The organism is Wolbachia endosymbiont of Dipetalonema caudispina (assembly GCF_013365495.1).
Classification (GTDB): Bacteria; Pseudomonadota; Alphaproteobacteria; order Rickettsiales; family Anaplasmataceae; genus Wolbachia.
In genome coordinates, this window is the sequence record NZ_CP046580.1 from 559,466 (window position 1) to 574,297 (window position 14,832).

At 29.9% G+C, this 14,832-nt stretch carries 7 protein-coding genes; 3 read left to right on the forward strand and 4 right to left on the reverse strand.

Annotated elements, in window-relative coordinates; translation table 11 throughout:
* The first annotated feature begins 30 nt into the window (after positions 1 to 30).
* Positions 31 to 855: an oxygen-dependent coproporphyrinogen oxidase gene (gene hemF, locus GOY14_RS02080; RefSeq protein ID WP_175809646.1), complete on the forward strand. Its 825-nt coding sequence runs from the start codon at positions 31 to 33 to the stop codon at positions 853 to 855.
* Positions 856 to 1,371: 516 nt separating this feature from the next.
* Here the strand turns inward: hemF and typA are convergent.
* Together typA and prfB are read right to left on the reverse strand one after the other, a co-directional pair.
* Positions 1,372 to 3,204, reverse strand: a complete 1,833-nt coding sequence (gene typA / locus GOY14_RS02085) for a translational GTPase TypA (RefSeq protein ID WP_175809647.1) — start codon at positions 3,202 to 3,204, stop codon at positions 1,372 to 1,374.
* A 314-nt stretch (positions 3,205 to 3,518) separates the two neighbouring features.
* Positions 3,519 to 4,620, reverse strand: a protein-coding gene (gene prfB / locus GOY14_RS02090; RefSeq protein WP_255419673.1) for a peptide chain release factor 2 whose coding sequence is annotated in 2 segments (ribosomal slippage) — positions 3,519 to 4,544 and positions 4,546 to 4,620 — 1,101 coding nt in all. Because the reading frame shifts where the segments join, the coding sequence is not laid out codon by codon here.
* A gap of 160 nt (positions 4,621 to 4,780) precedes the next feature.
* On the opposite strand from prfB, the gene mgtE reads away from it, so the two are divergent.
* The gene (gene mgtE, locus GOY14_RS02095) at positions 4,781 to 6,151 is read left to right on the forward strand and encodes a magnesium transporter (RefSeq protein WP_175809648.1); all 1,371 of its coding nucleotides are present in this window, start codon (positions 4,781 to 4,783) and stop codon (positions 6,149 to 6,151) included.
* Here the strand turns inward: mgtE and GOY14_RS02100 are convergent.
* Positions 6,148 to 7,146, reverse strand: coding sequence for a pyruvate dehydrogenase complex E1 component subunit beta (locus tag GOY14_RS02100; RefSeq protein WP_175809649.1), 999 nt, complete (start codon positions 7,144 to 7,146; stop codon positions 6,148 to 6,150). The genes mgtE and GOY14_RS02100 overlap by 4 nt on opposite strands.
* Before the next feature lie 907 nt (positions 7,147 to 8,053).
* On the opposite strand from GOY14_RS02100, the gene GOY14_RS02105 reads away from it, so the two are divergent.
* Positions 8,054 to 10,594, forward strand: coding sequence for a valine--tRNA ligase (locus tag GOY14_RS02105; protein ID WP_175809650.1), 2,541 nt, complete (start codon positions 8,054 to 8,056; stop codon positions 10,592 to 10,594).
* Positions 10,595 to 11,701: 1,107 nt separating this feature from the next.
* Here the strand turns inward: GOY14_RS02105 and ppdK are convergent.
* Positions 11,702 to 14,380, reverse strand: a complete 2,679-nt coding sequence (gene ppdK, locus GOY14_RS02110; RefSeq protein WP_175809651.1) for a pyruvate, phosphate dikinase — start codon at positions 14,378 to 14,380, stop codon at positions 11,702 to 11,704.
* Positions 14,381 to 14,832: the final 452 nt, after the last annotated feature.

Here is a 14,832-nt window from a genome sequence, read left to right on the forward strand (position 1 = left end):
AGAATTTTTAACACTGTTGTAAAAAGCATCATGAAAAAACAAAAAATGCAAGCTTTTAAATGGTTCTGTTTACTAAGAGATAAAATCTTAGAGTCCTTTTTGTTAATTGAAAGACAATCATCTACAAATCCGAAAATTGAAAAAAGGAAATGGAATCGTCCAGGTGGTGGAGGTGGTGAATCTATAATTATCTATGGTAGTGTTTTTGAAAAAGTAGGAATAAACGTTTCAAAAGTATATGGAAAGTTTAGAAATTCAATCGTAAATGAAATTCCTGGCGCAAATGAAAACAATGGTAAATTTTGGGCAAGTGGCATATCTTTAGTATCTCATATGCAGTCTCCTCTTATTCCTGCAGCACATATGAACACAAGGCTAATATATACATCAAAACAATGGTTTGGTGGAGGAATGGACTTTACTCCAACATATAAAAATGAAGAAGATTATCAGTATATTCATGAATCAATTAAAAAAATATGTGATGAGTTTAATCCTGTATATTACGCAAGATTTAAAAAAGAATGTGACAATTATTTTTTCTTACAACATAGAAAAGAACCACGTGGTATTGGTGGAATTTTTTATGACAATCTTAATTCTGGCAACTGGGAGAACGATTTTAAGTTTATAAAAGCAATAGGAGAAACCTTTTTAAAAATTTATTTGTATATCATACATCAACATATACAAAAACCTTGGACTAAAGAGCAGCGAGATGATCAACTAATAAAACGAGGTAGATATGTAGAATTTAATCTGCTTTATGATCGTGGTACAAAATTCGGTTTAATGACTAATGGTAATCCAGATGCAGTTATGATGTCAATGCCACCTTTAGTTAAGTGGTTATAATTAATTATATAGGCTAAATATATATGAGTATTACTGACAGCTATTATTTTTTAACGGTATTACTTTTGTCAAACTTATTCTTTTGTAAAATATTTTGCCATTTTAATCTGCATTCTTAGAAAAAGAGAACAATTTAAAATATATCTAAAAATTGCTCTTCTTTTATTCACAAAACTCCTATAAATTAATAAATATAAAGTAAAAATCTTCTTAAGAAGATTATCAATATTATTATTTTAGTTAACATTTAATTAAATTTACGCATGTTTATCTCAAAAATATATAATGATGTTTTTTCAAAAAATAATTTCAAGACTCATAACAACATTAAATTCTATTAATAGATTAATACTTATCAATACTATTGAAAGTGAATAAGGAGTATTAAAAGTATAACATAAGTTTGAATTTAAAAATTTCTATCAAAAATAGCAAGGGTATATTTAAAGATCTAAAATAAAATGCATAACTGAGTATTTACTCTTACAAAGATAAAAAACTTTATCTATTACCTTACTACCTATACTTTATTTTTTTCCTTTCTGCACGCTTACGTTCACTAGAGTTAAGGAACTTTTTACGTAAACGTATAGACTTTGGAGTCACTTCCACTAACTCATCATCATCTATATATGATATCATTTCCTCTAAAGTCATTGTTTTTGGTGGAATAAGTTTTATAGCTTCATCACTACTCGTAGTTCTTACATTTGTTAATTGCTTACCTTTGAGTACGTTTATTTCTAAATCATTATTGCGACTATGTTGACCAATAATCATACCACAATACATTTTATCTTGTGGTTTAATAAACATGATACCTCTATCTTGCAAATTAAAAATTGCATACGCTACAGCTTCACCTTTATCAGTAGAAATTAATACGCCATTGCGTCTTCCAGAAATTGGACCCTTGTATGGGGCATAACTATGAAATAAACGATTGATTATACCAGTACCTCGAGAATCAGTTAAAAGCTCTCCTTGATAACCAATTAATCCTCTTGATGGCACTAAAAATGTTAATCGCGTTCTACTCTTACCAGAAGTTCTCATATCAACCACTTCACCCTTACGTAAGCTAAGTTTTTCCATAATAATACCGCTATACTCATCATCTACATCAATTACCACTTCTTCTATAGGTTCAAGCTTTTTACCATCTTTTTCTTTAAAAAAGACTCGAGGACGTGAAACAGAAAGCTCAAAACCTTCTCTTCTCATATTCTCAATTAACACTCCAAGTTGTAACTCACCACGTCCACCAACTTCAAATGCTTCACCATCTGGTGTTGTAGTTACAGTAATTGCAACATTCGTTTCCGCTTCTGCATATAAACGCTCTTTTATAACCGTTGAAGTAAGTTTTGTTCCTTCTTGTCCAGCAAGTGGTGAATCATTAACACTTATAGTAATTGCCATAGTTGGTGGATCAATTGGAGTTGAACTAATTGCTGTTGTAACCTCAGGTGCTGCTATGGTATCTGAAACTGAAGCCTTTTCAAGCCCTGCAATCGAGATTATGTCACCTGCCATGGCTTGTCCTACTGGAATACGCTTAAGGCCAGAAAATGATAATAACTTAATCAATCTTCCTCTCTCAATCACTTTACCATTAAGATCAAATACCTTAAGGTCAGAATTAACTTTCACAGTCCCTTGATAAACTTTTCCTGTTAATATTCTCCCCAGAAACTTATCAGATTCAAGCAAAGTAACTAGCATAGCAAAAGGTGCATTATGATTATAAATAAGAGGTTTTATATAGTCTATAATTGTCGAAAATAATGGGTTTAAATTTTTTTTTTCATCCGAAAGTTTCTTAACACACCAGCCGTTTCTACCAGAAGCATACAGTACTGGAAAATCTAGCTGCTCATTAGTCGCATCAAGATTAAAAAATAGTTCATAAATTTCATTTAACACTTCATGAATTCTATTGTCTGGTCGATCAACCTTATTAACTATCACAATTGGTTTCAAACTTGCTTTTAGTGCTTTTGATAACACAAATTTAGTCTGTGGCATCGGACCTTCTACAGCATCAACCAGCAGTAGTACACCATCTACCATACACAATACTCTTTCTACTTCTCCACCAAAATCTGCATGTCCTGGTGTATCAATAATGTTAATTTTTTCATGATCCCACATTATTGATGTACATTTTGCAAGTATTGTAATCCCACGTTCACGCTCTTGGTCACCACTATCCATGATTCTTTCTTGTACTTCTTGATTTTCACGAAATATACCACTTTGTTTTAACATATTATCAAGCAAAGTAGTTTTACCATGATCAACGTGTGCAATTATTGCAATATTACGGATCGATTGAAATTTATTCATTCCTATCATTTTAAGTTTAATTTAGTAATTAGTATACATGTAATATACCCTGAGTAAATAACTAGAGAATGTAAAAGATATTATCAAATCTAATAACAAGAAAATTAGTTTAAACCTTACCTTTAATTTAAAAATTATATATATAAGCAAATCACATATTTATATGTGACACAAAAAAAAGTACATAAGTAAACAAAACATAATAATTTTATAAAATAGTATAAAAGTTAACTTAATTAAAAATGCTAAGAGAATTTTATCTAGCACAACAGTAAGATTTATAAACATATCATACAGTAAAAGTTTAACTATACCTAGTTTTTAGTAAGCATACTAACTATGAAACAATCTATATCACCATCAAAAACTGAATTTATGTTACTAACTTCATATCCAGTCCTTAAATCTTTCACCATTTGATATGGATGCATAACATATGACCTGATTTGATTGCCCCAACTTATACCACATTTTTTATCATGTTCTTGAGCCATTTTCTGTTCCTTTTTTTCTAACTCAATTTGATATAAACGTCCTTTAAGTAATCTTAATGCCTCATTTTTATTCTGATACTGAGATCGACTATTTTGGCACTGAACTATAATACCTGTTGGAATATGTATTATACGTACTGCACTTTCAGTTTTATTTACATGCTGACCTCCTGCTCCAGAAGCACGATAAGTATCAATCCTTAGATCCTTTTCATCTATAGCAATATCAATTGAATCTTCTATTAGAGGGGTAACTCCCACACTTGCAAAACTAGTATGGCGTTTACTATTTGCATCAAATGGTGATATTCTAACCAATCTATGAATACCACTTTCGCTTTTTGTCCATCCATAAGCTTTTTCTCCAATAATCTTTATCGTTGCAGATTTTATTCCAACTGATTCTCCTTCTAATTTTTCTACAACTTCAACTTTAAAGTTATGATAAATTGCAGCCCATCTCATATACATATGTATAAGCATTGCAGCCCAATCATTACTTTCTGTTCCTCCTGCTCCTGAATGAACCTCCAAAAAGCAATTATTATTATCTGTTTTACCAGAAAATAAGGATTCTGCTTCCTTGTATTTTATTAATTTTTCTAATTCTACTAGTTCATCTTTAGCTTCAAAAAAAAATTCTTCATCATTTTCATCGATAGCAGCTTTCATTAAAGCAATAACATTTTTGTAATCCTTTTCTAACTTTTGAAACGATTCTATATCATTCTTAATTTTAGAACGCTCTTTCAAAATTTTTTGGGCTTTTTGATTGTCTTTCCATAAATCATTACTCATAGCTTGAAATTCTAGACTTACAAGACGTGACTTCAATTTCTCTATGTCAAAGGCACCTCCTGATAGCTGAAATGCTTCTAGCTAAACTCTGGAAATATTCAAAAATTTCTAAATGGTTTTTCATTCATTTACGCCTTAGGTTTCAATATATTTACTATCAATAGCAATAACAGTACACAAAATAGAAATTTTACCATATAATAGTTAATTTAAAACAATCTTATTATACTCTAATGCTTATAATGAATCAAGTACATGCTCTTATTAAAAAGTAAGGTAAAGATATGAACATCGAAATAAATTTTCAATATGGCTCAGATAAAAAAGCTATTGATGATTTGATTGAATCGCTTGATAATGAAGAATTAGAAAATGCCCGCGAGATTGTAAAAACAATAGATAGCATTCAGTTAGCTTATTTTCTATCCACCTCAATCAGTGATCATAGGGAAAAATTAGTCAGTATTCTAGATCAAAACTCGTTAAGTGATGCTCTAGTGCATGTAGTACCAGATTTACAAGTAGAAATTATAGAAACACTAGGAGTAGAAAACACCGCAAAGTTATTAACACTTCTTAACGTAGAAGATATAGTAACCATAGTCAAAGACTTAGATAAAAAGTCTATAAGGAATATACTTAATTGCTTGCCTAATACAACTCAAAAGCTAGTAGAAGAGTTATTATCATATCCAGAAGAGAGTGCAGGAAGGCTAATACATAAAAATATGGTTATAGCTCCATATTATTGGACAATAAATGAATTAACAGAATTTTTACGTAATTATAAAAAGATACCAGAAAAATTTCACCAAATTTTTATTATCAACTCAAAACTAGAACCTATAGGTAGTGTTAATTTAAGCAAAGTAATATCCCACTCAGGGGAAACAACAATAAAAGAGATAATGAGCCAAGATATAAAAACTATCAAGACTGGAGTAGACCAAGAGGAAGTAGCAAGAATATTTAAAGATTATTCTTTACTATCAGCTCCAGTAGTAAATAAACGAGGCAAGATTATAGGTGTGATCCTAATTGAAGATGTAATAAAAGTTGTGCAACAAGAAACAGAGGAAGATGCACTGAAAATAAGTGGTATATCATCTAAAGCTGATATAAATGCCCCTATACATAAAACTATAATTCAAAGATTACCTTGGCTATTATTTAATCTTTTAGCATCAACAATATGCTCTATAGTGGTTGGTTTTTTTGATAATGTAATAGAAAGCTTTGTAGTACTACCAATAATAATGCCAATAATTGCATCAATGAGCGGAAATGCAGGATCTCAAACAGTAACATTAACTATTAGAGCAATAGCAACAAAATATTTAACCGAGCAAAATAGAAGTAGAATACTTATAAAAGAATTTTTGATAGGTTTAATAAACGGAATAATTTTATCCATTATTTCACTTATAGTATTAGCAATCAGATTTCATACTTTTAAAGTGGAAATTATCTTTGTTACTTCTATGATTATGATGTCAATTATTGCAACATTTATTGGAACTTTTATCCCTATAATGCTTCATCGTTTAAAATCTGACCCTGCTGTTTCTTCTTCGATCCTGACATCAGCAACAACCGATATTCTTTCAGCTTTTATATTTCTAGGTTTAGCCTCAGTCTTTTTACTAAATAGTTAAGCCTTTCTAAAGCAAACTTGATGTACAGCTTCAATTATGTCTTCTACTTGAGGTAATGCTTTTTTTTCTAAATTTGCAGCATAAGGTAAAGGAATATCCTTACCAGTCACTCGCACAACTGGAGCATCTAGATAATCAAACCCATATTCCATAACAATAGCTGATAACTCTGCTCCTACTCCTGCAAACGGCCAACCTTCTTCTATGCTCACTAACTTATTAGTTTTTTTAACAGAATTAATAACAGTTTCAATGTCAAGTGGCCTTAAAGTTCTAAGATCAATAACTTCCACTTCTATACCTTCACTTGAAAGTAAATCTGCTGCATTCAAAGCATACATTAATTTCAATGAAAAAGCAGTGACAGTTACATCTTTTCCTACTCGAATAATAGCGGCTTTCCCTATCTCAAGCAAGTAATCTTTATTTAATAGTTCAGAATCAGAAATTTCGTGCTCATGTCCATAAGCAATTTCGTTTTCCAAAAATATTACTGGACCTGGATCACGAATTGCTGCTTTGAGCAAACCTCTACAATCATAAGCAAAATAAGGTGCTATTACTTTTAATCCCGGTATATGCGAATACCAAGATGCAAAGCATTGAGAATGTTGAGCAGCAACTCTCGCTGCAGCACCATTAGGACCACGAAACACTATAGAGCACCCAAGTTGTCCACCTGACATATAATTTATTTTTGCTGCAGAATTCACTATTTGATCAATGGCCTGCATAGAAAAATTAAAAGTCATAAATTCAACAATTGGTTTAAGTCCGGCAAGTGCTGCTCCAATAGCAAGACCAGCAAAACCTTGTTCAGTAATAGGAGTATCCACCACCCTATTCTCTCCAAACTCCTTCAGTAATCCCTTTGTCACTTTATAAGCACCATCGTACTCTGCAACTTCTTCGCCAAGAACAAATACATCATGATCATTTTGCATTTCTTCTCTGATTGCTATACATAAAGCTTCCCTAACGCTTAAAGTTGCCATTTACAAATTTTTATAGGTTTTAACTTTAAATATAACTATATCAAAATTACTAGTACTTAGTAAAGTAGTATGTTTATATAGAACAAGATTTTTATATTATTTAAGACTATAGCTTATATATTGATAACAAACACCTTTTTAGTACTTATTTTTCATTCATACTTTTTAAGTAAAACTTGACTTAATCAATAATGTTAAGCTAATACCCTATAATAAATTTTTGTCTATTTCTCATGATTGTATTTTACTTACTATAAATACTAGATTTAAGTAATAAATATATTATGCATTAATTATTAACATAGTAAAAAATTACTACTACACTAATATAACTGTATATCTAATCTAACACCATACGTTTAATATAGTAAATTATCAATCCCCCCCACAAGAAGAGTAAACCACGCAAAAATAGAACATTATACGTAAAATTTTTATGACTCTATGATGCACTGGTCCATTTTTGGTTTTTAATTTTATGCTCCCATTTTTGACTATATTGAATTTTATCTTTTTTAACCTTTAACTTTTTTTCTAGTTGTTCAAAATTATTTACTTTTTATTTACTTTATCAACCGACAATTTATTTTTATAAACTTCACTTTTTAAATTTTTCCTTACCTTAACTCATTTTTAGTAGCTATCTATTATTTTAGTGTCTAAAAACTGTTTTACCATATTGATAATTTGCTTTTTTAAATATTTTTCTCTCATCCAAATACTTTTTATATTTCTGTTTTAGTGTCATGATCTACTTTAATTGAATACATTTTAGTATATAAAAATTTCAAAAACCAAAGTTAAGTAGTTACTTATATATTTATCATTTATTATAATAATGCACCGCAAAATTTTAGAACAAAATTCCTGTAATTATGTTAACTTATGGGAAAGACTAAGAATATTTATGTTAGAAAAAAAATATAATTTTAAAGAAATTGAAGCCAAATGCAATATGTTATGGGAAAAAAGTCAAGTTTATAAATGGAGTGGTAAAAAGAATAACACTTTTACCATAGATACCCCTCCACCAACAATATCAGGAAAATTACATATTGGACATATATTTAGTTATTGCCATACAGACTTTATTGCAAGATTTCAACGTATGCTTGGAAAAGACGTATTTTATCCAATTGGGTTTGATGATAATGGACTTCCTACTGAAAGATTAGTAGAAAAAGTCAATAAAATCAGAGCAAAAGAGATTGGCAAAGAGAAATTTATGAAGATATGTTATGAACTTATTGAAAAGTCAAAACAAGAATTTAAAAAATTATTTAAATCGGTTGGTATTAGCTATGATTGGAATCTAGAATATCACACAATTAGCAAAGAAACTATAATACTCTCTCAAATGTCGTTTATTGACCTATATAATAAAGGATATGCATATAGAAAAATGCAACCTATTATCTGGGATCCGATTGACAAAACTGCAATTGCACAAGCAGAAATAGAGAATAAAATTTTCGAATCATCTTTATATATTATAGCCTTTTTCACTGAAAAAAATGAGTTAATCAAGATCGCGACCACACGTCCTGAACTACTTCCAGCATGTGTTGCAGTCTTCTGCCATCCAAAAGACATACGTTATACCCACCTGATTGGAAAAACAGCTATAGCACCAATTACAGGAGTAAAAATTCCAATAATATCTGATGATAAGGTGAAAATAGATAAAGGTACAGGGCTTGTTATGTGCTGTACATTTGGTGATGAATTAGATATATATTGGCAGCAAAAGTATAATTTACCAATAAAAATTATTCTGGACCAAGATGGAAAGGTAAGTCTGGATTTAATATATCATGATAGTAAACCTCAATATCAAGATATTAAAACGATAGAAAAAATTGCTACTTGGATGACAACAAAAAATGTCATGCATAATACCGAAATTTATAATGAAGTAAATGGGCTAAAGATTCAAGGAGCAAGAAAAAAAATAATAGAAATTCTAACTAAAAAAGGACTTTTGATAAAAAATACTAACATTTTTCATTCTATAAAGTGTGCAGAAAGATCTGGTACTCCACTTGAGATATTGCCTACTTATCAATGGTTTATTAAGGTTTTGGATCAAAAAAAACAAGTATTGGATAGAGTAAAAGAATGCAATTGGTATCCAAGCACTATGCGTAAACGCATTGAAGTATGGATAGAAGAATTAAATTGGGACTGGTGTATATCAAGGCAGCGTTACTTTGGTGTTCCATTTCCAGTATGGTACTCAAAACGTAAAGGAGAGGAAGGAAAAATTATTTTGGCTGAAGCAAAAGATTTACCTATTGATCCGTTAAAAGATTTACCAAAAGGATATAGTAAAGAAGAAGTTATTCCAGATCAAGACGTCATGGATACTTGGGCTACAAGCGCAATCACTCCTCAATTAAATGCATTGGCAGTAAATAATGAATTCTATTTGCCTGGACATCGATATGATAAGGTATTTCCTATGAATTTACGTAGCCAAAGTCATGAAATAATAAGAACTTGGGCTTTTTATACGATTTTGAAAGCACATTATCACGCAAATTTACTACCATGGAAAAATATTATGATCAGCGGTTGGTGTTTAGCTGACGATAAAAAAAAGATGAGCAAATCAAAAGGCAATATTATCACCCCTCATACGATACTTGATACTTATGGTGCAGATGTAGTACGTTATTGGGCAGCAAATTCAAGACTTGGAACTGATACGGTTTACTCTGAAAATATATTCAAAATTGGCAAGCGTCTTATTACAAAGCTTTGGAATGCAAGTAAATTTGTTTCTCTATTTATAAAGAAGCATCAAGTTGTAAATATAAACTTTGTCAGTGAGATAATGGATAAATGGGTATTGTCTAAGCTATGCAAAGTTATAGAAAAAGCAACAGTTAATTTGCTAAAGTTTAAGTACTATGAAGCTCTAAATACAATAAGGAAATTTTTTTGGGAGGATTTTTGTGATAATTACTTAGAACTAGTGAAAAAACGTGTGTATAGTGATACGGTCAGCAATGAAGCAAGCTTAAGCGCGAAACATAGTTTATCATATGTATTGAATATTATTTTGCGGTTGTTTGCACCTTTTTTGCCATATATTACAGAAGAAATATATCAGCAATTATATAGCTATAATTCTATACACAATCAAAATAATTGGCCAAATAGAGGAGAACTCACCTATGATAAATTTTCTGAAGAAATGGGAAATAATTTCGTACAAATACTAGATATTGTAAGAGAAATAAAAGCATATAACAATGTATCGATTAAGTATCCAATAAAGAAATTAATAATAAAAACAAACTTACAAGAATACAAGTTAAATCAGTCCGCAGAGAATGATTTGCAAACAGTATGTAACGCTAAAGCTATACAGTGGAGTGATGATATACAATCAGAACTAAAAACTGAAAATAGAAAATTTATCGTAAAAGTAGATCTATATTGATTATCATTATAAAATCATCTGAGTAACTTTTAATATTCATGCTATCATTGTAATAATTAAGTAATAATAAAAAAATTTATATAGTGAACTAGGTATGTATAATCCCTCCAATAAATTTAAGATAGGTAGTATATCATAAGATTAATTCATCTGAAATAAGTGATAAATCTTAAGTGTGATGCTTTTTCTATTTTATAAAATGAGAATAATTGAGGGGCTTTAATTTTTTGACTGATACTAATCAACAATCTTACCATCTCTTTTTTTAAATAAAAAAAATTAAATGCTTTATTTTTATAGTAATGAAATGATAAATAATCGATATGAAGTAGATAATTTTACCCATAAGTAAATGATATAGAAAACTAAAGTGCCAGACAAGCAAAGTATATAAAATTTAGTGATGAAATACCCAAACTAACCCTAATATTAGCCTTTAGGGACTAGTATATATGTTCTGATATGAAGTGAACTTTTTAACTTATTTAAGTATCTTATTGTGAAATTATAAATTATTCAAATTAAGCAAGGTATTTATGAAACCCAATTTAAGCTAGTTCTAAAAAAATCATACAAGCAACATTATAATTATAATATAAATACATCTATAACTTTTATAAAATAACTTTACATAGTTAACATGAATTAAAAATGATTTAAAAAAAACTACATTACAAAGTCAACAAATAAACATAAAATATCTTTTTAGGAAACGCTTATTATTACATAAAAATATAAAAAATAGATGAAAACTTAGCAATAGAAAAAACGGTACAAATTAATACCCCGTATAAAAAAATAAATATAGTCTCAGCATATTAAGTCAATAATAAAATAATAACTTGGTAAAAGCCAAAATTCTCCTCAACAAATAGAAAAAATTAAATACAAAACAAAGCAAAAAAATTTTATATCTAATCAGCAATACACTATTGTAATTACCCATTTACCCATTATAAAATAATTTACTAACTGCTGTAATAATTTTATCTATACTAAATCATAAAAACAAAAAGTAAAATTAAATACAAATCAAAAAATAAGTATAAACTTTATGATTCAAAAGATTAGAAAAGTGCTACAATATGTAACATATTAAAATCTAATTTATCTAATATATTTAGACTTAACACTAAACTGCGCTGCTACTAATTTTGCCAGCGGTACTCTGTAAGGTGAACATGAAACATAATCCACCCCTGATTTAATAAAAAATTCTATAGATTGCGGATCTGCACCATGTTCTCCACATACACCAACCTTAATTTCTTTTCGCATTTTCTTACCTTTCTCAGTAGCTATTTTGATTAATTCTCCTACTCCTTCAATATCAAGCACTTTGAATGGATCATCTTTAAATATATTGTTTTCTTTATAAGAATCAAGAAAATTTACTGAATCATCCCTTGAAAGTCCCATGGTAGTTTGCGTTAAATCATTAGTACCAAAACTAAAAAACTCTGCATGCTGCGCTAATTTATCAGCAATCAATGCTGCCCGTGGTAACTCTATCATTGTTCCAATTGAATAAGCTTTATCTTTTTTACCTAGTAACATTTTAGTACATGATGCTGGAACCTGTGTCTCAATTTCAGCTAAAAGAATAGAAAATTCTTTTTTTATTAACTCACATATCAAAATAAATTCTCTCTCATCCATAATAAAAGGAATCATAATTTCAGGCATAACTTTTACCTCTTTTTCTTCTCTTAGTTCATTTACAGCATTAAATATTGCCCTAATTTGCATACTGTATATTTCAGGATGAGAAATAGCAAGTCTACAGCCTCGATGACCAAGCATCGGATTCTTTTCTGATAATTGTGTTATTTTATTTCTTACTGCCTCAACAGGCTTATTCATTGATTTAGCAATTCTTTCTATAACAGATTGATCACTAGGCAAAAATTCATGTAGAGGTGGATCAAACAAACGTATAGTTATTTCCCTGCCTTCCATAATAGAAAATATTTTTTTAAAATCAGACTTCTGCATTTCTTCTAATTTGTTTAGTACACCTACTCTTTCGTTTTTGTCATCAGCTATTATTAATTTTTGAATAAACTCGATCCTATCATGAACAAAAAACATATGCTCAGTACGGCATAAGCCTATACCTTCTGCGCCAAACTCTTTAGCAATCTTTGCATCCTTTGGAGTATCAGCATTTGCTCTTATTTTAATCGTTTTAATCCCATCTACCCAATTAATTATTGTCTTAAATTCTTGTGATAATCCAGGTAAAATTGTAGGGAGAATGCCAAGCATTATTTCTCCTGTTCCTCCATTAATAGTAATTGGTTCACCCTTATTTACTTTTATATTTCCTACAGAAAAAAAATTTCCACCTTTATCTAAACAAAGTCCATTTACACTACAAATACATGGTTTTCCCATCCCTCTTGTCACAACAGCAGCATGTGAAGTTATACCTCCTCGTGCTGTTATTATTCCATTTGCAGCATTCATCCCATTAATATCTTCAGAACTTGTTTCTAATCTCACCAAAATTACCTTTTTACCCTGCTCTACAGCTTCCTCTGCATCCTTTACATTAAACACCACATATCCTGAAGCAACACCTGGAGAAGCTGCTAGTCCCTTTCCTATTACTTTTTGATCACTTCCAATATCAAGAACCGGATGTAACAAATTATCAAGAATTTTTGGATTAATTCTCAATATTCCTTCTCCTTTTGTAATTACTCCTTCGCTTACCATATCAACTACTATACGAATAGTAGCTTCAGCCGTACGTTTACCAGACCTAGTCTGTAAAATCCATAATTTACCATCTTGCACAGTAAATTCAACGTCTTGCATATCTTTATAATGCACCTCAAGTTTTTTACATACATCACATAACTCTTGGTATACGTTTGGCATCAATTTTTCCATAGTATTTTCTTGCTCTCCATTAATTGACATAGGAGTATAAATACCAGAAACTACATCTTCTCCCTGAGCATTGATCAAGAATTCACCGAAAAGTTTCTTTACTCCAGTCAAAGGATCACGTGTAAATACTACACCAGCTGCAGAATTGTTGTTCAAATTACCAAAAACCATTACTTGTACATTAACTGCAGTTCCAAAAGCTTCAGGAATATTATTTATCCTTCTATAGGAAATAGCCCTATCATTTTGCCAAGAAGAAAACACTGCATTCACTGAACTGAATAACTGTTCTCCAACACTCTGTGGAAAGTATTTTCCAGTTCTTTCATATACTATTTTTTTAAAAATACTAATAATATTCTTTAAAACATCAATATGAAAATCAGCTAAATTTTTTACTCCTCGCTTTTGTCGTTCATTATCAATAACACTCTGAAACAAGCGATAGTCAATCTGTAATACAACACTTGAATACATCATAATAAAACGGCAGTAGCTATCGTAAGCAAAACGTTCTCCACTTTTTTTTGCAAGTCCGATAACAGTTGTGTCATTTAACCCAACATTTAAAATTGTATCAAGCATGCCAGGCATTGAACTTACACTACCAGAACGTATAGAAACAAGCAAAGGATTATCTGAATCTCCAAATTTACAATTAACATCACTTCCGAGCATCACCATATATCTTTCGATTTCATCACACAAATCACCAGATAGTCCATATTTACTACATGCAAAGGTGGAAATTGTAAAGCCAGGAGGAACGGGAATACCAACATTACACATTTCCGCTAAATTTGCACCTTTACCCCCTAACAAATTTTTCATTTCTGCATTACCTTCACATTTGTCTTGACTAAAGTAATATATTAACTTTCCTTTCATTAGATCTTACTATAAATACATTATTTATATGGTTCCACAAACCCACCAGACTAAAAACATAGGGTAATAAATTTTATAAAATTTAGCAATAAAGTTTCTACTACATGTAGTAAGTTAAACAATAAATCATCATTAATTAGTAATTAATATGCCGAGTATATTAAATTTTTTTTATATAACACCCTTTCAAAATTCTGAATATCAATAACTATCTATATATCTAGTAAGAAAACACTTAACTCTAAAAAGATAAAAATATACCATTCATTTTTTAAAATAGAGTTTTATCTTTTTCGATTTAGTTTCTTATATCACTAAATAATTAACCTGAAATTCAGAAAAAACAGATAAATACATCGCAGTGTGGTTACTTTCATGATCCATTCGTTAGCAAATAATCTTGCAAAATAAATACATTATATATGATAATAACTGTAAAAGTTTTTTTTATT

Excerpts from the sequence above, each read along its gene's own strand:
- hemF (WP_175809646.1), top strand. The coding sequence starts at position 31 with ATGAAAAAACAAAAAATGCAAGCTTTTAAATGGTTCTGTTTACTAAGA.
- typA (WP_175809647.1), bottom strand. The coding sequence starts at position 3,204 with ATGAATAAATTTCAATCGATCCGTAATATTGCAATAATTGCACACGTT.
- mgtE (WP_175809648.1), top strand. The coding sequence starts at position 4,781 with ATGAACATCGAAATAAATTTTCAATATGGCTCAGATAAAAAAGCTATT.
- GOY14_RS02100 (WP_175809649.1), bottom strand. The coding sequence starts at position 7,146 with ATGGCAACTTTAAGCGTTAGGGAAGCTTTATGTATAGCAATCAGAGAA.
- GOY14_RS02105 (WP_175809650.1), top strand. The coding sequence starts at position 8,054 with ATGTTAGAAAAAAAATATAATTTTAAAGAAATTGAAGCCAAATGCAAT.
- ppdK (WP_175809651.1), bottom strand. The coding sequence starts at position 14,380 with ATGAAAGGAAAGTTAATATATTACTTTAGTCAAGACAAATGTGAAGGT.